Origin of the sequence: Gordonia sp. DT101, from assembly GCF_049844895.1 — a bacterium.
In the GTDB taxonomy this organism is placed as follows: domain Bacteria; phylum Actinomycetota; class Actinomycetes; order Mycobacteriales; family Mycobacteriaceae; genus Gordonia.
The window spans coordinates 1,224,847-1,248,036 of sequence record NZ_JBNCLX010000001.1 but is presented as its reverse complement, the minus strand read 5'-3'; the positions used below and the strand labels follow the sequence as shown (position 1 = coordinate 1,248,036).

General features: G+C 66.1%; 21 protein-coding genes. 16 read left to right on the top strand and 5 right to left on the bottom strand.

Annotated elements, in window-relative coordinates; translation table 11 throughout:
• Positions 1 to 21: 21 nt before the first annotated feature.
• The 12 genes from ACLQ3I_RS05940 (at position 22) to ACLQ3I_RS05885 (ending at position 14,104) form a co-directional block, all read left to right on the top strand.
• Positions 22 to 864, top strand: a complete 843-nt coding sequence (locus ACLQ3I_RS05940; protein WP_425800553.1) for a DUF6578 domain-containing protein — start codon at positions 22 to 24, stop codon at positions 862 to 864.
• A gap of 107 nt (positions 865 to 971) precedes the next feature.
• Positions 972 to 2,672 (top strand): aldehyde dehydrogenase family protein, encoded by a 1,701-nt coding sequence (locus tag ACLQ3I_RS05935; protein ID WP_425800551.1) that lies wholly within the window; start codon positions 972 to 974, stop codon positions 2,670 to 2,672.
• Between the two features lie 191 nt (positions 2,673 to 2,863).
• Positions 2,864 to 3,664, top strand: coding sequence for a FadR/GntR family transcriptional regulator (locus tag ACLQ3I_RS05930; protein WP_425800549.1), 801 nt, complete (start codon positions 2,864 to 2,866; stop codon positions 3,662 to 3,664).
• 149 nt (positions 3,665 to 3,813) lie between these two features.
• Positions 3,814 to 4,332 carry a flavin reductase family protein gene (locus tag ACLQ3I_RS05925; RefSeq protein ID WP_425800547.1) on the top strand — a complete coding sequence of 173 codons (519 nt, stop codon included), beginning with the start codon at positions 3,814 to 3,816 and terminating at the stop codon, positions 4,330 to 4,332.
• A gap of 47 nt (positions 4,333 to 4,379) precedes the next feature.
• Entirely contained in the window at positions 4,380 to 5,609 is a 1,230-nt protein-coding gene (locus tag ACLQ3I_RS05920; RefSeq protein WP_425793436.1) for an acyl-CoA dehydrogenase family protein, read from the top strand.
• Between the two features lie 28 nt (positions 5,610 to 5,637).
• On the top strand, positions 5,638 to 6,522 hold the full coding sequence (locus tag ACLQ3I_RS05915; protein WP_425800545.1) for a fumarylacetoacetate hydrolase family protein: 885 nt from the start codon (positions 5,638 to 5,640) through the stop codon (positions 6,520 to 6,522).
• Positions 6,519 to 7,442 carry a VOC family protein gene (locus ACLQ3I_RS05910; protein ID WP_425800543.1) on the top strand — a complete coding sequence of 308 codons (924 nt, stop codon included), beginning with the start codon at positions 6,519 to 6,521 and terminating at the stop codon, positions 7,440 to 7,442. Before ACLQ3I_RS05915 ends, ACLQ3I_RS05910 begins: the two co-directional genes overlap by 4 nt.
• A gap of 153 nt (positions 7,443 to 7,595) precedes the next feature.
• Positions 7,596 to 9,584, top strand: coding sequence for an acetoacetate--CoA ligase (locus ACLQ3I_RS05905; RefSeq protein ID WP_425800541.1), 1,989 nt, complete (start codon positions 7,596 to 7,598; stop codon positions 9,582 to 9,584).
• Positions 9,574 to 10,524 carry an amidohydrolase family protein gene (locus ACLQ3I_RS05900; RefSeq protein ID WP_425800539.1) on the top strand — a complete coding sequence of 317 codons (951 nt, stop codon included), beginning with the start codon at positions 9,574 to 9,576 and terminating at the stop codon, positions 10,522 to 10,524. Before ACLQ3I_RS05905 ends, ACLQ3I_RS05900 begins: the two co-directional genes overlap by 11 nt.
• Positions 10,521 to 11,960, top strand: a complete 1,440-nt coding sequence (locus tag ACLQ3I_RS05895; RefSeq protein WP_425800537.1) for an amidohydrolase family protein — start codon at positions 10,521 to 10,523, stop codon at positions 11,958 to 11,960. The genes ACLQ3I_RS05900 and ACLQ3I_RS05895 overlap by 4 nt, the downstream gene beginning before the upstream one ends.
• Before the next feature lie 48 nt (positions 11,961 to 12,008).
• On the top strand, positions 12,009 to 12,737 hold the full coding sequence (locus ACLQ3I_RS05890) for a hypothetical protein (protein WP_425800742.1): 729 nt from the start codon (positions 12,009 to 12,011) through the stop codon (positions 12,735 to 12,737).
• Positions 12,738 to 12,802: 65 nt separating this feature from the next.
• A complete protein-coding gene (locus tag ACLQ3I_RS05885; RefSeq protein ID WP_425800535.1) occupies positions 12,803 to 14,104 on the top strand; it encodes a DUF1254 domain-containing protein in 1,302 nt (433 codons plus the stop codon).
• A 22-nt stretch (positions 14,105 to 14,126) separates the two neighbouring features.
• Here the strand turns inward: ACLQ3I_RS05885 and ACLQ3I_RS05880 are convergent, their stop codons facing one another.
• Positions 14,127 to 14,282 (bottom strand): DUF664 domain-containing protein, encoded by a 156-nt coding sequence (locus tag ACLQ3I_RS05880; RefSeq protein ID WP_425800533.1) that lies wholly within the window; start codon positions 14,280 to 14,282, stop codon positions 14,127 to 14,129.
• Between the two features lie 283 nt (positions 14,283 to 14,565).
• On the opposite strand from ACLQ3I_RS05880, the gene ACLQ3I_RS05875 reads away from it, so the two are divergent.
• The 3 genes from ACLQ3I_RS05875 (at position 14,566) to ACLQ3I_RS05865 (ending at position 18,267) form a co-directional block, all read left to right on the top strand.
• On the top strand, positions 14,566 to 16,104 hold the full coding sequence (locus tag ACLQ3I_RS05875; RefSeq protein WP_425800531.1) for a DUF222 domain-containing protein: 1,539 nt from the start codon (positions 14,566 to 14,568) through the stop codon (positions 16,102 to 16,104).
• Positions 16,105 to 16,876: 772 nt separating this feature from the next.
• Positions 16,877 to 17,383: a hypothetical protein gene (locus ACLQ3I_RS05870; RefSeq protein WP_425793423.1), complete on the top strand. Its 507-nt coding sequence runs from the start codon at positions 16,877 to 16,879 to the stop codon at positions 17,381 to 17,383.
• A gap of 47 nt (positions 17,384 to 17,430) precedes the next feature.
• A complete protein-coding gene (locus tag ACLQ3I_RS05865) occupies positions 17,431 to 18,267 on the top strand; it encodes a DNA-3-methyladenine glycosylase family protein (protein ID WP_425800528.1) in 837 nt (278 codons plus the stop codon).
• 2 nt (positions 18,268 to 18,269) lie between these two features.
• On the opposite strand, the gene ACLQ3I_RS05860 is transcribed toward ACLQ3I_RS05865, so the two are convergent.
• From ACLQ3I_RS05860 to ACLQ3I_RS05845, 4 genes are all read right to left on the bottom strand, one after another.
• Positions 18,270 to 19,319: an alpha/beta hydrolase family esterase gene (locus tag ACLQ3I_RS05860; protein ID WP_425800526.1), complete on the bottom strand. Its 1,050-nt coding sequence runs from the start codon at positions 19,317 to 19,319 to the stop codon at positions 18,270 to 18,272.
• Between the two features lie 19 nt (positions 19,320 to 19,338).
• The gene (locus ACLQ3I_RS05855) at positions 19,339 to 19,935 is read right to left on the bottom strand and encodes a TetR/AcrR family transcriptional regulator (RefSeq protein ID WP_425793418.1); all 597 of its coding nucleotides are present in this window, start codon (positions 19,933 to 19,935) and stop codon (positions 19,339 to 19,341) included.
• Positions 19,936 to 19,997: 62 nt separating this feature from the next.
• Entirely contained in the window at positions 19,998 to 21,596 is a 1,599-nt protein-coding gene (locus tag ACLQ3I_RS05850) for a long-chain-fatty-acid--CoA ligase (RefSeq protein ID WP_425800524.1), read from the bottom strand.
• A gap of 84 nt (positions 21,597 to 21,680) precedes the next feature.
• On the bottom strand, positions 21,681 to 22,124 hold the full coding sequence (locus tag ACLQ3I_RS05845; protein ID WP_425800522.1) for a MarR family winged helix-turn-helix transcriptional regulator: 444 nt from the start codon (positions 22,122 to 22,124) through the stop codon (positions 21,681 to 21,683).
• Between the two features lie 93 nt (positions 22,125 to 22,217).
• Between ACLQ3I_RS05845 and ACLQ3I_RS05840 the strand changes: the two genes are divergently transcribed.
• Positions 22,218 to 23,189, top strand: coding sequence for a ketopantoate reductase family protein (locus ACLQ3I_RS05840; protein WP_425800520.1), 972 nt, complete (start codon positions 22,218 to 22,220; stop codon positions 23,187 to 23,189).
• The last annotated feature ends 1 nt before the right edge of the window (position 23,190 follow it).

The window sequence follows — 23,190 nt, the reverse complement described above, 5'->3', positions numbered from 1 at the left end:
GTCCACCTCCCGATGCAATTCGTGATCATCTTGGCCTCTCCTCCACACGATCCCGTCTACGCGCACATCTCGTCCTGGGAGTACGGCTGCTGCGGCACCACTCCCACCCAGGGCGCACAGGTCACCGGTAGCCTGTCCGCGTTTCCGGCAGATCCGGACCATCGGTTTCTGGTGCCGGCGCCGACATCCTGGGACAGCGATCTCGACCTGATCCGCTTTCCCGGTGGCTCGGCACACTGGGCACCGGACCTCGATGATCCGCGAGGCCGAGCGCTGATGCTGTCCATGTCGTGGCATGAGACCGCACCCGTTCGCCCCGAGGTCGTCGCCACCATCACCGCGGTGTATGAAACCTCGACCCTCGCCCGGCGCGCGGGAGACGAGTGGCACCTCGTATCGGGCTCCCGGGAGTACACCAGTGTCACTGCGGCAGAACGGCACCCGCACTCGGCGGCCGAGGATGACCGCACCGGCGAGGTTCGATCCGTCGGCGGCGTGGTCGTCGGGCTCGCCATCGACACCATCACCGAGCCCGGCCCCGACGAGGTCGCCGAGTACCGTGCCGCCCGCGAGCGTGCCGTCCGTACAGTGCATCTCACCGGCCCGGCGGAGATCTTCGGCACCACCGTCCCTGCGCGCGGGGAACGACTGAGCGTCGATCTGTCCGATCCAGACCTGGACATCAACGGCGGCGAGGGGGTACCGCGATCGGTCGTCCGAGGTGAGGTCGGACAGGTGAGCATCAGCCGGCCGGTCATGCCGGGTCTCCGAGCCTATGTCGACGTCGAGGCCGGCACACCCGCGGCCATCGTGACAGATCCGCTCTTCGTGGTCCTCACGATCGACGCAGACGTCATCTCATAGTCCGCGAGTACGTCATGTCGTCGGAACGGCCGAAAACCCGACCTTCCTGCACAAATGATGCGAAAACTACTCCTCGTTCACATCATGCGGTGTCACACTTGGTGAGTATGACCACCATTTCGCATCCCGTGGATCACACGGAGCTCGACCGACTGATCGACGAGCTCGGACGCGGGGCGAACGCGTGGGCGTCGATGGCGCTTCACGAACGCGCAACGCTCCTTCTCCGGACCCGTGACACCGTGCGCGACAACGCGGCCGAGTGGGCCGACACGGCGATCCGGATCAAACAGACCCCACCATCGGTACACGGCGAAGAGTGGCTCGTCGGCCCTTACATCACCATGGCGACCCTCACCGCGACGGCGCAGACCCTGACCACTCTGGCCAGGGGCGGCAACCCGGTCGACGGAGTACCGGTCGGCCGGGCACCCGGCGGGCGGATCACCCTCGAGGTGTTGCCACATGGCGCGCAGGAAGCGTTGCTGCTCAACGGTTTCATCGGCGAGATCTGGATGCCGCCGGGTGTCGGGATCGACGAGGTGCGCGCGACGGCCGGGCTCGCCCCACGACGTCCCACCGAGAGTGGCGGCGTCGGTCTGGTCCTGGGCGCAGGCAATGCCACACTCATCGGACCACTCGATGCCCTGTACCAACTCGTCGCCCACAACCGCGTCAGCCTACTCAAGCTGAATCCGACCTTCGCCGAACTACTACCGGTGTACGAGAAGGCTTTCGCTCCGCTGATCCGGCATGACATCCTACGAATCATCAACGGCGAGGGCGATGTCGGTGAGTACATCACCAGCCATCCGCAGATCGGACATGTCCACATCACCGGCAGCGCATCCACCCACGATGCCATCGTCTGGGGTCGCGGCACCGAGGGCGAGCACCGGCGCGCGGCCCACACACCATTGATGGCGAAACCGATCACCAGTGAACTCGGCGGTGTCTCGCCCATCATCGTCGTACCCGGAAAATGGTCCGACGCCGACCTCACCTACCAGGCCGAGAACGTCGCGACGCAGAAGCTGCAGAACAGCGGCCACAACTGCATCGCCGGTCAGGCCATGATCATGAGTTCGGCCTGGCCGCAACGCGCGCAGTTCCTCGACGCGATCCGGAAGGTCTTCGACAGCCTGCCTCCGCGAGGCAACTGGTATCCGGGCAGTGACCGCAACATGGCCCGGGCCCACCACGCGTATCCCGGCGCCGAACGTCACGGTGGCCGGATGCTGATCGAGGTGGGCGATTCGACGTCGGACGAGCTCTACCGGACCGAGTACTTCTCGCCCGTACTGGGTCACACCACTATTCCCGGAGTCGGAGCCGACTTCCTGCGCAATGCGGTTCGGTTCGCCAATGACCGCCTCGTGGGCACTCTCGGCGCCAGTCTCATTGTCGCCCCGCATGATCGGAAGGCGATGGGGCCTGCTTTCACCGAAGCGATCGCCGATCTGCGTTACGGCACCATCGGGATCAACTGCTGGTCGGCCACGGGATACCTCGCCCCGGTGATGCCGTGGGGCGCCTTCCCGGGCAACACACTCGACGACGTGGGCAGCGGTATCGGTGTTGTCCACAACGCCCGGCTGATCGCCGGCCCCGAACGGGTGGTGGTGAACGGACCGTTCCGCCCGTTCCCACGCTCGTGGCTGGGCGGAGAGGCGTCGATGGCACCGCCGATGCCCTGGCTGGTCACCTCCAAGGCCAACACCTCGGCGTCGAAGGCGCTCACGCATTACGCCGCTCACCCGGGTTGGGGCCGGATACCAGGGGTGTTCAAGGCGATCTTGCTGCCCTGAGACGCTCGTTCGATCGGCCAAAGAGATGAACGAACATGCTGCCGCGCAGCGACATCGGGAGAACGTCGGCGAGGTGGAGGAGACGATTCGGCGGGGCCTGGCACAGATCGACGCACGCTGAGCGGCGGTCGCACGCCCACCCCGTGGTGACTCCACGATTGATCATGATGGATTCGCGTTACCATCGACACGTGCCCGCCGACATCCCCGACCAGGGGCCACCCGACATCCCGGCCTACGCGCCGGAGATGTGGCAGCGCCCCATCAGCCTGCCGGGGACCGTCACAATCGGGTTGTCGCGGGCCGAGCTGGCCGCCAATCAGATCGCCCGCCTGGCAGCCGGACTTCCCGCAGGCGAGCGAATCGGCAGCAAGGACGACATCCGCGGTATCTGCGAGGTGTCGGTCGGCACGGTCAACGAGGCCATCAAGCTCGCCCAGGAACGCGGCGTCATCACCTCACGACCGGGCCCGGGTGGCGGCATCTTCGCGACCGATCCCTCGCCGCTCTCGCGGATGAACGGCTGGTTTCGTGCGGCTGCGGCGGACAGTTCGTCTCTGCCCGAGTCGATTCAGATCCGAGACGCACTCGCACCCCTGCTCGTGACCGAGGTCATGAGCGCTCTCACCGACGACGACCTGCGTGCCCTCGACGAACGGTTGACCGATGTCCGCCGAACCCGCGCCTCCGGTGATCTGTCCGGCTTCGTCTGGGCTGCCTGGAACGTGCACGAATACTTCGCCGGCATCGGCAGCAGCCAACTTCTCAACAGCCTCTACCTCAGCATCATGGACGTCGGTACCTCACACCTGCAGGCCCACCTGGACGCGGCCCGCGAACAAGTCCCGGTGTACCTCGGCGGGCTCGCTCAGGCCGTCGAGGATCTGGTCGGCGCGCTCACCGCGCGAGACGCCGATGCGGCCGTTGCCGCACTGCGTCGCACCGATCCGACGATGATCCTGCGGCCCGAATCAGTCGCATCCGCTTCCTGACACCGCAGCTGAACTGCGACTATTCACGGTCTCGGCCCGCTTCCGTAATTAATCATGATGAATCTGACGAATTTCCTTGACAAGTGACCCGTGTCACACGCAGGCTGTGATCCAAGTAATTAATCATGTTTATTTGGAGGTGCCGGGCGATGCTCGATCAACAGTTCCGCGATCTGATGGCAGGGGTATGTGCACCCGTCACGGTCGTCACGACCGCTGACACCGACGGTCCGCACGGCGCCACAGTGAGCTCGCTGGCCTCGCTCTCCCTGCGCCCCGCACTCCTGTCCATCGCGCTCGACCATCGTTCGAGTCTGCTGGCCCGCATCCTCGACACCGGGAGGTTCGGCGTGAACATCCTCAACTCGGCTCAGGATGACGTCGCGATGACCTTCGCCTCCCGCGCCGCGGATCGCTTCGCCGTTACACCGTGGACCCTCGCCGGCGAGCTGCCGCGTCTTGACGAGGTGGCCGGCTGGGCGGCCTGCGAGCTGTTCCAGACCGTCGAGGCAGGCGATCACCTGCTGCTCATCGGCGCCGTCACCGATGCCGCATCCACCCACCGGCCACCACTTGTCTACGGACACCGGACCTTTGGTACCCACTCGCATTTCGCTGTTCGCAGCCGGCCAGCCATCATCGATCAGATAACCGCCTGCGCAAGCTGATTCACCGCCGCCCGATCCACTTCCATTCACGACATCAGGAGACGAGTATGACCACCACAGCCACCGCACCCACCGCACCCACCGAGGACCCGACCCCGGCCGAGGTCCCGACCGCCGCCGAACTCGTCGCTCGAGCGCATGCGTTGAAGCCACTGCTGGCGCGTAACGCCGCCCAGGGTGAGCAGGACCGCCGCGTCGTGGAGGAGAGCATCCAGGCGCTCACCGACGCCGGCCTGTTCCGGATCTCGGTCCCCAAGCGGTACGGAGGGTACGAGACGTCGATGCGCACCATGATGGATGTGTCGGCAGCCGTAGCCGAGGCCGACGGCGGCACATCGTGGGTGGTCACCCTCACCAATGTCTGCAACTGGCTCGTGGGCCTCATGTCGGAGAAGGCACAGGACGAGGTGTTCGGTGCCGATCCCGACGCCAAGGTGTCCGGGGTGCTGGCCCCCACCGCCGAGACCCGCAAGGTCGAGGGCGGCTATCGGGTCACCGGCAAGTGGTTCTACAACTCCGGATCGTGGCACGCCACCTGGGCCGCGATGGGCATCCCGATCACCGACGCCGACGGGAATGTGATCGACCAGGGAACTGCCCTGATCCCACGCGAGGACATGGAATTCGAGGAGACCTGGTTCGTCGCCGGGATGCGCTCGTCCGGCAGCAACTGCCTCATCGCCGACGACATCTTCGTACCCGACCACCGTGTGATGAGTGTGCCGCCGGCCCTCGTCGGCAACTATGCCACCGAGCACACCGACGAGGTGCTCTACCGCTCCGCACTCGTACCGGTACTCGCGCTGGTGCTCGTCGGACCGCAGCTCGGAATGGGCCGGGCAGCACTCGATTTCGTCATCGAGAAAGCGCCGAAGAAACCCATCTCCTACACCTTCTTCACCTCGCAGAAGGAGTCCACCGCCTTCCAGCTGCAGATCGCCGAAGCAGCTCGATTGATCGACACCGCCCACCTGCACGCCTATCGTGCCGCCGACGACATCGATGCTGCGGCAGCCAGTGGCGAGTACCCCGACTACCTGGCCCGGGCCAGGGTCCGGTCCGACACAGGTTACGTCGCCGAGTGCATCACCCGCGCCATCGACATTCTGCTCTCCGCCCACGGTGCCGGGTCTTTCGCGGAAGTCAGCCCTCTGCAACGGATCTGGCGCGACTCGGCCACCGGAGCCCGGCATGCCATCGTCGCGCCGGCCGTCAGCTACGAGGTCTACGGCAAGGCCCTTCTCGGGGTCGAAGAGCCGATCACCCCGATGGTCTGACCCGATACCACCAAAGGAGAACTCACTCATGCGTATTGCCAACCACGACGACCGTGCGGTCCTGGTGACCGGGGATTCCGGCGCCGAACAGGGTATCGACATCGCCACCGCGTCCGACGGACGCTTCGGGCCCGACCTGGTATCCGTCTATGACCGATGGTCCGAACTCGCCGATTGGGCAGCCTCTTTCGACGTCTCGTCCGCGGACATCTCGCCCATCGACCGCGCCCGCCTCGGCGCGCCGTCACCCCGGCCGCGTCAGGTGTTCGCCGTCGGCCTGAACTACGACGAGCATGCCGCCGAATCCGGTTTCGAGTCGCCGACACACCTGCCGCCGGTCTTCACCAAGTACGTGTCCAGCTTCTCCGGCCCCGACACCACCGTCGTCATCCCCGAGAACGGCGCGGTCGACTGGGAGGTTGAACTCGTCGCGATCATCGGTCGCGAGGCCACCGACATCGCCGAGAGCGACGCCTGGGATCACGTCGCCAGGCTGACGGTAGGGCAGGACATCAGTGAACGGATCACCCAGACCCGTGGTCCGGCACCGCAGTTCGGTCTCGGCAAGTCCTTCCCTGGATTCTCTCCGCAGGGACCGTGGCTGGTCACACCGGACGAGCTCGCCGACCGTGACGACCTCGAACTCGGCTGCACCATCGACGGTGAGGACATGCAGAAGGGCCGCACCCGCGAGCTGATCTTCTCGGTCTCCCAACTGGTCGCGACCTTGTCGCGCAACGTGACCCTCTATCCGGGCGACGTGATCTTCACCGGTACCCCATCCGGGGTCGGCGCCGGGCGCGATCCCAAACGTTTCCTCGCGCCGGGCGAACGTCTCGACAGCTGGATCTCCGGCATCGGTGAACTCCACCAGACCTTCGTCTCCGCAACCTCCCAGGAAGCATCATCATGAGCTTGCATCGTCTCGCCTCGGTCACCGTGGGTGTGCCGAACGTCGCGGAAACCCGTTCCTATTACTCGGAGTTCGGCCTCACCGAGGAAGCTGACGGTTGGCTGTCAACGGTCGACGGCGGGCGCCAACTCCGGATCCTCGATGCGCCGTCGCGTCGGCTGATCGGACTCACCGTCGGCGCCGACAGCCCCGACGACATCGACCAGATCGCCCACAATCTGAACGGGCTGGGCATCCCGTTCGACCGGACGGCCACCAGCATCGCGGCGACCGAGCAGGCCACCGGCCTGCGTGCCGTGGTCGAGGTGCAGCCCCGGATCACCCAGACCCATGTGGAGCCGACGCCCTACAACGGGCCGGGCCGTCTCGAGCGCAAGACCTGCCGAGCGCCGGGCATCCTCCGGGAGAATCCGGTCAAGCCCCGCAAGCTCGGTCACGCCGTCATCGGCAGTACCGATCATGCTGTGACGCAGCGTTTCTTCAACCACGGCCTCGGATTCAAGGTCAGCGACGAGGTCAAGGGCCTGGCCGCGTTCCTGCGCTGCTCCACCGACCATCACAACGTCCTGGTGCAGCAGGCGCCGGTCAGTTTCCTGCACCACACGTCGTGGCAGCTCGACGACGTCGACGACATCGGTCGCGGCGCGACGCGCATGCTCGAGGCCGATCCCGATCGTCACGTCTGGGGTCTGGGCCGTCATCACGCAGGCTCCAACTTCTTCTGGTACCTCAAGGATCCGGCAGGCAACTTCAGCGAGTACTACTCCGACATGGACTCCATCGTCGACGACCAGCTGTGGACGCCCGAGGTGTTCGAAGGGGCCAAGGGTCTGTTCAGCTGGGGCCCGCCACCGCCCCCGTCGTTCCTGGCACCGGAGGACCTCGGTGCGCTGATGTCCGGCGTGCACAGCGCTGTCTGATCTCGATACGCCCTCCGCTGGCGCTCCGGGCCACTCGATCGGCGGAAATGCCGCCGCCGCTGGCTGAGCCCCTACCCGCCGGTTGAGTAGCGACGAGCGAGCGCAGCGAGCCTGCCGCGTATCGAAACCCCTCCCGCACAACACGAGGATCCCATGACCCCCGACATCACCCCGATCTGGCAACCCTCCGACGACTCCGCGAACACCCAGATCGCCCGGTTCGCCGAGTTCGTCTCCGCACAGACCGGCGTCGACCACCCGACCTACCACGATCTGTGGACCTACTCGACCGAGCAGGTCGGAGACTTCTGGTCGGCGGTCATGGACTTCTTCGACGTGCAGGCCGACGACGTTCCGGACGTCGCCTTACCGGATTCGACGATGCCAGGCGCCCGATGGTTTCCCGGTGCGCGAATCAACTACGCCGAACACGCGTTACGACGCCACGGTACCGACGACGGCACCGAGATCGCCATCATTGCGGTGGACGAGGCGGGTACCACTTCGGAGGTCACCTGGGATGGGTTGCGCGGCATGGTCGGATCGTTGCAGCGATGGTTGCGGACACAAGGCGTCGGTCGGGGCGATCGAGTCGTCGGATACCTGCCGAACTCCGTTCATCCCGTCGTCGCGTTGCTGGCCACCACCGGGATCGGCGCGATCTGGTCGGGTTGCGGACAGGACTACGGCGCCGCGGGTGCCGCGGCCCGGCTCGGCCAGCTCGAACCGACCGTCCTGATCGCGGCGGACGGGTACCGCTGGAACGGGAAGGCGCATGACCGGCGGGCCGAGGTCGAGCAACTGCGAGCTTCGGTGCCCACACTGCGGGCGGTGCTACAGGTGCCGATTCTCGGCTCCTGGCCCGATGCCACCGACACCCCGGGCGTGGCCGACTGGGACGACGTCGTCTCCGACCCCGCCGAACCCGAGTTCGTCCGCGTCGAATTCAACGATCCACTGTGGGTGCTCTTTTCGTCGGGGACGACGGGTGTACCGAAGGGCATCGTCCACTCACACGGCGGCGTGGTGATCGACCACCTGAAGCTGCTCGGGCTCCACAACGATCTCCGGCCCGGTGAGCGGTTCTTCTGGTACACCACCACCAACTGGATGATGTGGAACATGGTGGTATCCGGACTGTTGGTCGGGGCCACCATCGTCCTCTACGACGGCAGCCCCAATCACCCAGGACCCGAACGGTTATGGGAGATCACCGCCGACCACCGCGTCTCGGTTCTCGGTGTCAGCCCGGGCTACCTGGCGGGAAGCGCCAAGGCAGGTCTCCGTCCCGCCACCGCCTTCGATCTGTCCGCGTTGCGAGCCATCGGCTGCACCGGTGCACCGCTGCCCGCGCAGAGTTATCACTGGGTGCACGACGAACTCGGTGCTCATGTCCAGGTGGCGTCCACCAGTGGCGGCACCGATGTGGTCAGCGGATTCGCCGGCAGCGCCCCCACCACGCCGGTCTGGCCGGGGGAGATCTCGGCGCCGTTACTCGGTGTCGACCTGCAGGCGTGGGACACCGACGGTCGATCGGTCGTCGGCGAGGTCGGCGAATTGGTGATCGCCACTCCGATGCCGTCGATGCCGGTGGCGTTCTGGAACGATCCGGACGGAAGCCGCTATCGGGACGCGTATTTCGATGTCTATCCGGGTATCTGGCGCCACGGCGACTGGGTGACGGTCACCGAGCGCGGCAGCCTCGTCATCTCCGGCCGGTCGGATGCCACGCTGAATCGTCAGGGTGTCCGGCTCGGCAGTGCCGACATCTACGACGTCGTCGAGGACTTCCCCGAGATCCGTGAGTCTCTCGTCGTGGGAGCCGAGCTCGAGGGGTCGGGCTACTGGATGCCGCTGTTCGTGGTGATGGCCGATGGCGGCGTCCTCGATGACGACCTACGCAGACGGATCGGTGACGCGATTCGATCGAAGGCATCGCCACGCCACGTCCCAGATGACATCATCGAGGTGCCTGCCATCCCGCACACGCGCACCGGCAAGAAGTTGGAGGTCCCGGTGAAACGCCTGATCCGGGGACGACCGCTGATGCAGGTCACCGGCGTCGACACCGTCGATGATCCGGACGCTCTGCGCTACTTCGCGAAATACGCAGACCGGACAGGAGTTTCCGGTGAGCGGTGAACTCGTCGACGTCCACGCCCACGTCCTACCGGACTGGTACGTCGACGCCGCGAAGACCGCCGGACACATCACGCCCGACGCGATGCCTGCGTGGCCGGAATGGTCTGTCCAGGACCATCTCGCGATGATGGATCAGGTCGGCATCGACCGATCCGTACTGTCGATCTCCTCTCCCGGAGTGCATTTCGGCGATGATGCGGCGGCAGGTTCGCTGGCCGTCGCGGTCAACGATTTCATGCACGGTCTCCATCACGATCATCCCAACCGGTTCGAGTATTTCGCCACACTCCCCCTGCCGGACGTCGACGGCGCGATCAACGAGGCCCGACGAACCCGGGACGTCCCCGGCCGTGTGGGTGTGGGTATCGAGTCCAACGCGCACGGTGTGTATCTGGGCGCTCCGGCCCTCGAACCACTGTGGCAGGAATTGGCCGCGCAGAAGGCGGTGGTGTTCGTCCACCCGACCGCGCCACCAGGTTTCGATCCGACGCTGACCGGCTACCCCGCACCGCTGCTCGAGTATCTCTTCGACACCACGCGCACGATCGTCCATCTCGCCACAGCCGGCGTGCTGCTTCGTCATCCCGACATCCGGTTCGTGGTCCCGCATTGCGGCGCCGTGTTGCCGACGATGCTCAGTCGCGTCGAACTGTTCCGCCTGGCCGGGTTGGTCTCCGCCGACGTCGACGGCGATCTCGGTTGGGAAAGCCTATGGTTCGATCTGGCCGGCGCCCCGATACCCGATCAGCTGGGTGCATTCACTCGTCGATTCGGTACCGACCATCTGCTCTACGGCAGCGACTACTGCTTCACCCCGGCCTTTGCTGTCGACCTGCTGGCCAAGCAGTTGGACGACAACTGGCCGGACGCCGACGATCCCTGGCGCACGCGGGTTGCCGACAACGCGGTCACCCTCTTGAGGAGAACCCCGGAATCATGACGCACTACGTCACCACACCCGCGATCCGGGACTCGTTCGTCATCCGCGACGTCACCGTCGTCGACGTCCTCGGCGGCACCCTCGTCCCGCATCGCGACATCCGGATCACAGCAGGGAAGATCGCGTTGATCGACGCCGCCCAAGACGAGGTCCGCGATGTCGAGAGCGTGGACGGCAGCGGTCGATTCGTCGTACCCGGTTTCATCGACGGTCACGCCCACGCGCTGAACACCCCCGACGACGTCGCCGGCGCGTACGCACTCATGCTCGCGAACGGGGTGGTCGGGTTCCGGCAGATGTCGGGCAGTCCCGCGCTGCTCGCCGACCGCGCCGCGGGCCGACTTCCGGCGCCGACCGGCGCGCCGGAACTACTCGCCACCCCCGGCATGCTCTTGACTCCCATGAATGCCGCCACTGCCGAGGCCGCCACCGACGAGGTGCGCGCCCAGCACGAGCAGGGCGCCGACTTCATCAAGGCGGGGATGACGCAGCATGACGGCTTTCTCGCAGCGCTCACCGAGGCCACCCGCCTGGGGATCCCGCTGGCGGGTCATCTTCCCGGCGACGTCGATCCCCGTGACGCCGCGCACGGGGGAATGCGCTGCATCGAGCACCTGGGTCCCGGACCGACGGTCTTTGCGGCCACCTCGTGCTGCGAAGCGGAGATCCGAGCGGTGCCACCGAAACAGATCCGGATACCGGGCGTGAAGATCCCGGGTATGGATCGGATCGTCGGCAAGCTGATCGCGCGACTGGTGGTGAATCCGGCGACACGCACCTCTCCCACGGCCGCCGCGGAACTCACCCGCGCCGACGACACCTTCGACGCTGACAAGGCGGCAGAGCTCGCTGCGCTGTTCATCGAACACGAGACCTGGCAGTGTCCGACACTGATCCGCCTACACACCCAGCAGTTTCCCGATGCTACCGAACACCAACATGATCCGCGCCTGAAGTACATCGACGCGGCCGAGATCAAACGATGGCGCAAGGCGACACACCGATTCGACAAGCTCCCCGAGGCGACTCGCGCCGCGCTGCGTGACCATTGGGAAGCCCAGTTGCGGATGACGAAGGTGTTCGCCGAGGCCGGCGTGCCGATGATCGCGGGCACCGACGCGAATGGGGCGGGCTGGGTGATTCCCGGCTTCGCGCTGCACGACGAGTTCGACCACCTCGCCTCCGCCGGGCTGACGCCGCTGAAGATCCTGCAGATGGCGACGTCGGAGCCGGCACGGTTCTTCGGCCGGGGCGACACTCATGGTCGGGTCGCGGCCGGATTCAATGCGGACCTCGTTCTACTCGACCGAGATCCACTCATCGACCACACCGCACTACACGACGTCGCCGGGGTGGTCCGCGACGGTGGGTGGTGGTCGCGGCAGGATCTCGACGCCGTTCTGGCCCGATTGGAGGCCGACCCGACCGCGCGGTGATCGGCGTTATCGTGGATGACAGGACCGCAACCGAAAGAGATGACTTCGATGGCCGATGCCGACATCAACTTCTACTTCGACCCGGTGTGCCCGTTCGCCTGGATGACCAGCAAGTGGGTCCGCAAGGTGCGGGCACAGCGCGACTACACCGTCGACTGGCGGTTCATCTCGCTGCGCCGGCTCAACGCCCATATCGACTACGACGCACATTTCCCGCCGGAGTACGAGGCCGGTCACACGGCCGGCCTTCGACTGCTGCGGGCCACCGCAAGCGTTCGGCGTGAGCATGGTCGGGCGGCGGTCGATTCCCTCTATGCGGCGTTCGGCACCCGCATCTTCGACACCCACAGCGGCACGTACACCGTCGACGGTGGCGATCACCGTGGCACCCCGGACTTCCTCGGTCCCGTGCTCGCCGAACTCGGTCTGCCCGACCACCACGTTGCGGCGCTGGACGATTCGTCGTTCGATGCCGAGATCCAGGCCGAGACGGATGAGGCCCTGGCGCTGACCGGGCGGGACGTGGGCACGCCCATCATCCAGTTCGAGCCACCGGACGGAGTCGCGTTCTTCGGGCCCGTGATCAGCCGGTTGCCGAGCGACGACGATGCCGTGGCGCTCTGGGACCATGTGATCGGTCTTGCCCGCTTCCCCGGTTTCGCCGAACTGAAACGTAGCCTTCGCGAGAAGCCTCAGCTGACGGCCTTCGGCGTGACCGATGCCGAGGTGGGCGTGCAAGAGGACTGGCATGGCGGGAGCCGTCGTACAAAGAAGTGACGTCGTCGTCGTTGCGTAGGGCATGCTGAAAGCACGCCCACGTCCCGCACAGGATGGAGTTCTCGATGCCGACGTCGTCGATCCGCCAGGTCGCGAAGGATGCCTTCGCGTTCGGATACGCCATGGTGGAGAACTACCGAACCCTCTACGCGCAGGCCGTCGATGTGAACGATCCGCGCTACACCGGCGGTTTCGGGGAGTACCGGCATTATCCGCAGCCTGCGCGCCCCGAGAACACCGACATCGTCACCCCCAACAACGACACCCCGTATTCATGGTTGTGGCTCGACCTGCGTGCCGAGCCCTACGTGGTGACGGTGCCGGCCATCGACCGGTACTACATCCTGCCGTTCCACGACCTGTACACCATCTACGCCGGTTACGTCGGTGCGGTGACCACCGGACCGAACGCGGGTTCGTACCTGATCGCAGGGCCGTCCTGGGCGGGTGACACCCCTCCGGGCATCGACGGCGTCATCCGCTCGGCCACCGACTTCGTCGGGAGCCTCACCCGCACCTCCCTGATGCCCGACGGGGTCGAGTCGATGAGCGCCATCCAGCGCTCCTATCGCGTCGAGCCGCTGAGTGCGTTCTCCGGTGGCGACTCCCCGGCACCCACGGCAGCACCTGCGTGGCCGGCATGGGATGAGGAGAAGTTCACCCAGACCACGGAATTCTTCCATCTGCTCGACTTCCTCCTCCAGTTCTGTCCGGTACTCGACGAGGATCGAGCCGTTCGCGATCGCATGGCCGGGATCGGGCTCGACGGCTCCGGAGAGTTCAGCCTCGAATCGTTGTCCGAGGACGAGCGGGCAGAGCTCACCGCCGGGATGGCAGAGGCGAAAGCCGATCTCCAACTGAATGCCGACCAGCTCGCGTCGTCGATCGGGATCTTCGGCACTCACGACGAGATGGCCGGTGAGTACACCAAGCGAAACATGGCGGCCGCCAAGGGTATCTACGGTCTTCCGGCGAGTGAGGCATGGTACGCCGGGTGGCTGAAGGACTCCGATGGAAAGCTGCCCGACGGGTCGACGGTCCACACCGTCACCTTCGGCCCCGACGCTCTGCCGAAGGTGAAGTTTTTCTGGTCGGCCACCATGTACCGCCTCCCCGAACGACTCCTGGTCGCAAATCCCATCGATCGCTACTCCATCGGCGACCGCACGCCCGGCATCGTCTATGCCGACGACGGGTCCCTCACATTGCACATCTCGCATGAGAGGCCCGATGATATAGCTGCGCAGGCCAATTGGCTGCCGGCGCCGGACGGCCCGTTCACCGTGATCGTGCGGGCCTACGGCGGCGACGAGGCGATCGCGACCGGCCGATACACCTTGCCGACTCTGCACGCCGAGCACCCGTGAACGAAGTCGAGGTCGTGGCGGCTCACTCATCGGGGCGCCGGTCGCTCGCTCGGATCTGCTCGACGAGGATGTCGGCATGGCCGGCATGCCGAGCGACGTCGCTGATCAATCCCAGGTAGGCAAACCGCAGGTTCACGGCGCCGATCAGGTGGTGTTCGGCGGTGTCGTCGAGTGCCACGTCATCGGCAACCAGGAAGCTGCTGTCGCCCTCGGCGGCAGCACAGTGCTTGATCAGCGAGATGGGCGTGGTGAGCGACCCGGATCGAGCACGGCAATCATGATTCTCCTTCTTGTCGGTCGATCACCGGCGAGTGATCGAAACTTGTCGGTGCCTCGTTATAGGTTGGTTTCAGCAGGATCGAAGACGATGAGCGAAGTTCGGCGCGGCGGTTGATTCGCGGCACCAGGGTTGATGACGACGAGGGTCCTGTGGTCGTGTCCGCAACTCTGGAAGGCTCGTCGTGTTCTCATCGTCGGTGTCGTGGCAGGAACTGCCCGCCGCGTTCGTCGGTGGCATCGATCCGTCATATCCGGATGAGGAACCGATCAACGACCTGCTGCTCGGCTTGGTCGATATCGATCATGGTCGGTCCTACCTCGCCTACTGCGAATATGCCTCGGTTGCAGTCATGTTCGACCGTCTGGTCGCCGCACGTGAGAGATCCGACGGCTTCATCGTGGATGGTTTCGCCGACTGCGCATCCCGGATCGCGAAACTTCGAAACATGACCCGCCACGACGCGGAGGTCCTGCTGAATGAGGCGGTCGCCCTGCGGGACAGGCTGCCCGAGGTCTTCGAATGTCTACGTGATGGGCTGATCGCACCATGGCAGGCGAAGGTGATCATATCGCGCACCGACCTCCTCGACGACCAGTCCTTCGCGCCAGTCATCGACGCGTCGGTCGCGGATCTGCTGCGACGGCGCAAGGGGACATGGTCGAAGAAGCGGTTGCGCGACATGGTCGATCGGATCATCTTCCGCCACGACCCCAACAGCGTGCGTGAACGCCGGAAAGAGGCTCTCGACGCCCGAGGCGTGTGGACCGAGAGTCGAGGCGACGGGGTCGCCGAGATCACCGGGATCATGGCTGCCGAGAACGTGCGCATCGCCGCCGCCGCGGTCGCCGCCCTGGCTGATGCGGCCTGTGAGCATGACGGCAGGACGAGACCGCAACGCATGTCCGATGCCATGTTCGCGTTGCTGTCGGGGGCGACATTCGAGTGCCAGTGCGGCCGTGACGATTGCATCGCACAGATTCCTGAACCGGGCACGCTCCCTCCGGTCGACACGAGGATCGTCCTGCACGTGGTGTGCGACGAGGGCACCCTCGCCGGCACGGCCGAGAACCCCGGCTTCCTCGACGGCCACGGCGTCATCTCCGACGAGCATGTCCGAGACATCGCTGCTCGTCCGGACACGAAGATCTCGTTCCTGGTCCCGCCCGGCACCGATGCGAACGCCGACGGCAGTTTCACCTTGCCCGCACACCAACCGGCCGACCCGTATCGACCATCGACCGCGCTGGACACGCACACCCGCCTGCGCGACGGCTACTGCGCCGAGCCCGGCTGCGCCACCTCGGCATTCGACTGCGATCTCGACCACGTCACCGAGTACGACCACACCCATCCCGAGGGTGGCGGTCAGACGACGTCGGAGAACCTGAATGCCAAATGCCGGCCCGGCCACCTGCTCAAGACCTTCGGAAGCTGGCTCGACGACCAGTATCGCGACGAGAGTGGCCGTCTCACCACCGAATTCATCACTCCCGAGGGCCTGGACATCCCTGGTGAAGCCGAGACCAACGAAGACCTGTTTCCCGGGCTGCGCCGGATCCGCTTCGAATCCCCTCCGGCCAAGGCCCCGCCGCCATCGTTGCCACCCGAACACCGTCCCGTCCGTACCGGCACCCGGGCGGCGAACAAACACGCCCGACGACGGGCCGAGCGCTCTCGGAACCGCAAACGCAACAATGCCGGACCCGACCCGGACTACTGAGTTCGCACCCGGGTCGTTCACCTGAACGGTCGTTCACGCGAATAGGAGCCCTACCTCTGACGCTGCATCCGTGGCTACCGTGAGCCCGGAACCCATCAGCACACCTGCCACCCAAGGAGTAGGCATGATCACACACGCCCACAGGCTGTCAGCGATCCTGGTTGCCGCCGCAATTGTGGTCGGCGCACCGGCCGCCACGGCGTCGGCCGAGCCGGATCGCGGCCCGCACAAGAGCACGCCGGGCGGCACCAACAACGACAACCACGTTCGGCACGGCGCCGAACCGGATCGCAGTCCGCACAAGAGCGTTCCCGGCGGTAACAACAACGACAATCATCCGCGCGTGGGCGCGGAGCCCGACCGTAGCCCCCACAAGTTCACGCCGGGCGATATCGGTAATCAGATAGCACCGATCACGCCTGGTGGCGGGGACCGGACACCACCGCACGCCGACGCCTCGCCTCAGGATCAGGGCCAATCCCCCTCGACAGCAAGTCCTTCCGAACATTCGGCGCCAGAATCGGAGCCGGCGACACCCCAGACACAGTCACCGCAGATACCGTCACCGTCACCGACAGCGCCCACCACGCAGCCGCCCGCCGAGACACCCGCACCCTCGGAGCCGTCCGCACCAGCAAAGCCGTCAGCACCAGCAGAGCCGTCAACACCGTCAGAGCCGAGTGGCCCGTATGTCGATGCCCGGAGCATCCCGGGTAGTCCCTCCCTGCCCGGTTCGGCGATCACCACCGAGAACTGCCCACACGGCTGCGCGGTGGGTTCCAGACACAGCGGCACCACTCGTGTCTTCGACCTCGACAACATGCCCGCGGGCGGTGACCCTCGGACCACCGCCCGCGTCATCGACCCAGACGCCAACGATGGTGCTACAGGTACATTCTCGAAGAACCTGATCACGCCGAACCCGCTGACCAACAACGGTGTCGGCGTCCCCCTGCCGCAGGGCTCGGAGCCGAACACCGCACCGGGCGCCGGCGGCAGAGTCAACCCCGGACGCCCGGGAGCCGCGGTCGACATCCAGGGCCGCTCTCAGATCCGGTTGCGTGTCGTTCGGGCGGTACCCGACAAGTCGTATCCGGTGACCACGATCGGCGGGCGCGGCGTCGCGGTGCACTACCACTACGAGTACGAGGCACAGACCCTCAAGGGAGCCGACATCAACGGCATCCACATCTTTGGCAAGAGCGGCTGGAAGCCCGTGTCGCCAGGTCAAGTCAACGACTTCGCCGCGAAGGGAGTGCCGCTACCCAGCGTCCGGTGACCTCGGACGTACCGTCAAACCATCGTCACTCGACAGATCGGTTCGCCATGAGCACACACACCGTGCGACATGAGGTCCTCGGCCCGTGGTCGCTGGACACCAGCCGTGAGTTCTGGGAGGGCTTCGCACCGGCCGCCCTCACCGCCGAGCAGAGACCCGGAACGCTGTCGACGGTGTTCCGGGTCGACGGCGACTGGTCGACGGCTCATCTCGCGGTCATCCAGCGTGACACGGTTGCCGAACTGTCGCTGGAGGGCGACGGCGATCTCGAATCGGCGGCGGAGCAGGCCGCACGGTTCCTCGCGCTCGACGTCGACGCCCAGCAGTGGCCCGGGATCGGCGAACGGGACGAGGTGATCGGCCGTGCGCAGCACGCGTTGCCCGGTCTGCGGCCCTGCGGATTCCACTCGGCGTACGAGGCGGCGGCATGGGCGGTGCTGTCGCAACGCATTCGCGTCGAACAAGCCGCGCATCTCCGACAGCGCGTCATCGCCGATCATGGAGACGACGGAGCATTTCCGGCACCCGAGCGTCTGGCCGCCCTCCACCTCGACCTCCCCGGACGCAAGGCCGAGTACCTCCACGCGGTGGCAGATGCCGCGCTCGACGGCCGACTCGACACCGCACGGCTGCGGTCGATGACGCCGGAGGATGCGATGGACTCGGTCCGATCGATCACCGGAATCGGACCGTTTGCCGCCGAGCTGATCGTGTTGCGCGGGGCGAATGCGCCGGATGCGGTTCCCACCCATGAACGGCGGCTGGCCGCCGAGGTCGCCGAGCGGTACGGGCCCGACCGCTCGGTCGCGGAAGTCTCCGAATTGTGGCGGCCGTTTCGGACCTGGGCGTCGGTGTATCTGCGCGCGCTCGGAGAGCGACGCTGACCTCAGGCGTGCAACGCGCCGGTCAGCGGATGCTTACGGAAGAAGTCCCAGATGATGGCGGTGGCGCTGATCGACGAGGTGATCGGACCGGTGATCGCGGTGGCCGCAAGTGCCGGATCGCCACCGGGCCAATTGTGGCCGCCCCCGATGATCGTGTAGAGCTCCACCGAACTGTCGGGTGCGCACGAATACGACGTCCGAGAAACATCGTGAGTGACCTTCCGGGTGGTCGGTCGTTCTGCGCAAGCATTGCGCCGCGCCCAGGCATGAGTCTGGGCGGGAATGCTTTCCGTGTTCGGCATCAGTCGCGGACGTGCGTCGTCGCGGCGTTGCTGACCGATGGTTCGCGCCGAGCCGTCGGTGGACGGCAGGAGCTTGCCACGAGCGCCGACCCCGCCGGAGTAGGAGAGGATCTCGTCGCCCGTTCCGTGGAAGGCGACCACCGGAACGTGTCGGGACGGACGACACCAGGCGAAGTTCTGGAGACCCGAGACCGGCGCCACTGCGGCGAAACGATCCGCGAGCTGACAGGCGACCGATGAGGCGGTGAACGCTCCCATCGACAGTCCGGTCATGTACACGCGCCGCTTGTCGACACAGAGGGTCCGCTCGACGTGGGTCAGCATCGCGGACAAGAAGCCGATGTCCACGCCATCTTTGCCGTAGTCCCATTTCGGCGGTAGCACATGGGTTTCCGGTGTGATCACGGCGAACCCGTGGCTGGATCCGTAGGCGCCCATCCCACTCCAGGCGTCCTGCAGAACTCCCGGCTGCAGGTAGCCGTGGACGTCGAACACCACCGGCATCGGGACGCGGGGCGCAACGCGGGGAACCTCTTGTAGGTAGTCACCGGATCGCCCGACGACGGAGAAGCCGTGGAGAGATGTTCCGGGTGGCGTAGGGGCCGTCCGACATCCGGCCGACGGCACCGGCCCCACGGCGCCGCCGGACCTGGCGGCCGGGGCCGCGGAGACGGCGGAACAGGTGGTCACCATCGCCACCATGGTCGCGATGAGTACGCACATTGCTCTCACCCGCGTGTATCCGGACATTGCCGTCCTCCTGTGATCGTCATGGGCGTCTGACCGAATCGGCGAGGTCGCCACTGAACAACTGCCCGGCCAATGCGAGTAGACGATCGGCCATCGCCTCTGGGTCGAGACGATCGTCTCCCTCGTCCAGCCACCGAGTGAAGAGATCGAAGCATCCTCCGACGACGAACGTCACCGCATCGTCGCCCTCGAAATCTCGGACCGCCTGCCCACCAATCTGATTGTGCAGCGACCCGACTGCCGCGAGAACCGCCTGTTTCGCCGGATACGCACACGGCCCGGTACCCAGCGCCCGATAGTAGGCGCGGTACTGCGCCAGGTGGCGTGTGGCCAAAAGCGTCATCTCGCCCCAAGCGCCGTCGCCGCACTCGTTCAGCGCAGGAAACAGTTCACGCTCGATCAGATCGATTCCCGCCGCCACGATCACCGAATCCCGGTCGCAGAAGTGCGAATACACGGCCTGGCGGCTGAGATCGGCGGCTTCGGCCAGCTCGGTGAGCGAGACCGAGCTTGATCCACGTTCGGATACCAGCCGCACCGCGGCGGCGAACAACGCGGCGCGCGAACGACGAACGCGGCGATCGACGCCGACGTCGATCGGGACCTGGCTCGGCATGAAAGTGACAGTAGAGGCGAGTCACATGATGTGCAACAGTCAATTAATTGACAGTTGTCATATTACGCATCGTCGCGCCGGCCGGCTTGCTCCTCGTGTCGCTCCCGCAGCACCGTCTTCTGGATCTTTCCCGTCGAGGTCTTGGGCAGCTCGGCGAAGACGATCTCCTTCGGAACCTTGAACCGCGCCAGCCGTTCCCGCGCGAATTCGATAAGTTCGTCCGCCTCCACCTCCCCGCCCGCGCGAACGCTCACGTAGGCGATCGGCACCTCACCCCAGCGCTCGTCGGTGCGCCCGACCACGGCCGACTCGACGACGTCGGGGTGACTGTCGAGAACACGCTCGACCTCCACCGACGCGATGTTCTCGCCGCCGGAGATGATGACGTCCTTGCTGCGGTCCCGGATCTCGGCGTATCCGTCGGGGTGCATGACCGCGATGTCGCCGGTACGCAGCCAGCCGTTCACCGTGGCCGCTGCGGTGGCCTCGGGATCGCGGTAGTAGCCGAGCATCACGTTGTTGCCCCGCGCCACGAGCTCGCCCTGGGTGCTGCCGTCCGTCGGGACGTCGTCCCCCTCCGGTGTCACCACCCGAACCACGCCGGCCGCGATGTTGCCGATCCCTTGTCGTGCCTTCAGGTTTGCGCGCTCCTCGGGAGTACCGGTGTTCCACTCGGGCTGCCACTGGTTCACGGCTATCGGCCCGAACGTCTCGGTCAGTCCGTAGAGGTGGGTGACCTCGATGCCGAGATCGGACATCCGCGCCAAAAGCGCCGGAGAGGGCGGGGCGCCGCCGGTCGTCGCTTCCACGGTGCGATCGAGCGGGGCAGCGGCCGCGTCCTCGGCGATCATCGTCAATACCGTCGGTGCGGCGCTGAAATGCGTGATGCCGTCGTGGGTGAGGTGGCGCCAGATCTGCGCGGTGTCGATCCCGCGGAGGCACACGTGGGTGGCGCCGACGGCGGTGACGGCCCACGGGAAACACCAACCGTCACAATGGAACATCGGCAGCGTCCACAGATAGTTGGAGGCCGGTCCGATCCCGGTGTGGTAGGCCATCGCGAGCGACTGCAGGTACGCGCCCCGGTGGTGATACATGACCCCCTTGGGACGCCCGGTGGTGCCCGACGTGTAATTGATCGCCAGTAGCCCGCGCTCGTCCACCTCACGCCACACCGGTTCCGGTGCGACGTCGAGGAGCGTCCCGTACTCATCGTCGGCATCACCCGACACCAGGACCCGGATACCCGCTGTCGCGCCGACCGCGCGGGCCGGCACGGCGAACTCGACTGTCGCCACCAGCAGGCTCGCGCCGCTGTGCTCCACGATGTAGGTCAGTTCCGCCTCGGAGAGTCGGATGTTCAACGGCACCAACACCGCACCGAGTCCTGGGACCGCGTTGTGCAGCTCCAACATCTCGTGACTGTTGCTGCACAGCGCGGCCACCCGGTCGCCCGGCCGCACACCCAGTCCGTCCAGCACTGCCGTCAACCGGCCTGCTCGACGATGGAGCTCGGCATAGGTGAACGTCCGGTCGCCGTCGACGATCGCGGTCCGGTCGGCAAAGACCGCGGCAGCGCGCGTGAGGAAGGCGACCGGACTCAGCGCGTCGAAGGTGAAGTCCGCGGGTGTCGGGGGTGCGGGGCGGTCGTTGTCTGACATCCCGGGATCTCCTCTTCGCTGTCGCCGATCACTGATGTCGAGTGTGACCGACGCCTGCCTGTGCACGACACTTTCCCCGATCGGTCACCAATGCCAGGCGTCGCCCCCGACGTTCGCGATGGTGCGCTGGAGAACCGTGATGGCGATCTCGTATTCCTCGTCGGAGATGCCTCGTCGACGTTCGACCCCCAGTTCGTTCTGGGCCTCGGCGGCCACCGTGAATCGTTCGGCGCCCGCCGAGGTGGCCATCACCATTCCCTCGCGCCGCGTGACCCACCCCTTCTCGGCCACGACGTCGATGGTCCGCACAATCGCCTCATCGGTGTCGTTCGGTCCGATCGTCTCGACCAGTTGCTGCTCATCGACTCCCCCCGGGTACCGGGACAGCTGATGCAGGACCCACCACTCGTGCTGGGAGACGCCCACCTCCGCGAGCCGCGACCTGATCCGTGATCGGATCGCCTCACCTGCGCGGATCGTCCAGAAACCGATGGGTTGTTCCAGCGGCGGCTGCATTTGCGGTCTCATCGCACCGACGTTAGGACCTCAAGTGCGCTTGACGTCAAGGCTCGAGCGGCTGCGCGTTTCGACATCGCGCCCACCATGCCTAACCTGGGTGCCATGCATTTCGTCATCTACGGGGCCGGCGCCGTCGGCGGTGTGATCGGTTCCCACCTGTTCCATTCGGGGAGTCCGACGACGGTGGTCGCCCGCGGTGCGCACCTGCAGGCCATCCGGGATCGCGGACTGGTCCTCGACACGGCAGACGGCAGAATCAGCCAGATGATCACCGCGGCGGCAAATGCTTCGGAGGTCGAGTGGACCGACGATTGCGTCGTCTTTCTCTGCGTGAAATCACAGCAGACTGCTGCTGCGCTCGACGACCTCCAGGCGCACGCACCACGGACCACGCCGATCGTGTCCGCCCAGAACGGCGTCGCGAACGAGCCGGCGATCTTGCGGCGCTTCCCCAACACCTACTCGATCTGTGTCATGTTGCCGGCCACACATCTCGAACCGGGCGTCGTGGTGCAGGGGTCATCTGCCAAACCCGGCATCCTCGACGTCGGCCGTTTCCCGACCGGTACCGACGATGTCGCCGAGGCCATCTCCACACATCTCCGCGCGGCGTCGTTCGAGTCCCGGACACAGCACGACATCATGGCGTGGAAGTACCGCAAGCTGATCCTGAACCTCGGGAACGGCGTGGACGCCACCTACCGTCGAGGCGACGATGCCCTGGGCGAGCTCATGCGCCGCGCCCGCATCGAGGGCGAAACAGTCCTCGACGCCGCCGGCATCGATGTGGTCAGCGCGGCCGACGACCAGGAACGACGCGGCGACCACATCATCCGGCGCGACACCGGCGAGGACAGCCTCGTCAGCTCCACCTGGCAGAGCGTCGCCCGCGGCGCCGGTGACGTCGAGATCGATTACCTGTCAGGCGAGATCGTTCTTCTCGGCCGACTGCACGGGGTACCGACCCCGGTCAACGAGCTGGTACAGGCCGAGACGACACGACTCGTCAACGAAGGACTCGAGCCCAACAGCCTTGATCCGATCGCTGCGGTGGAGCATCTCGACGCGCTCTGAT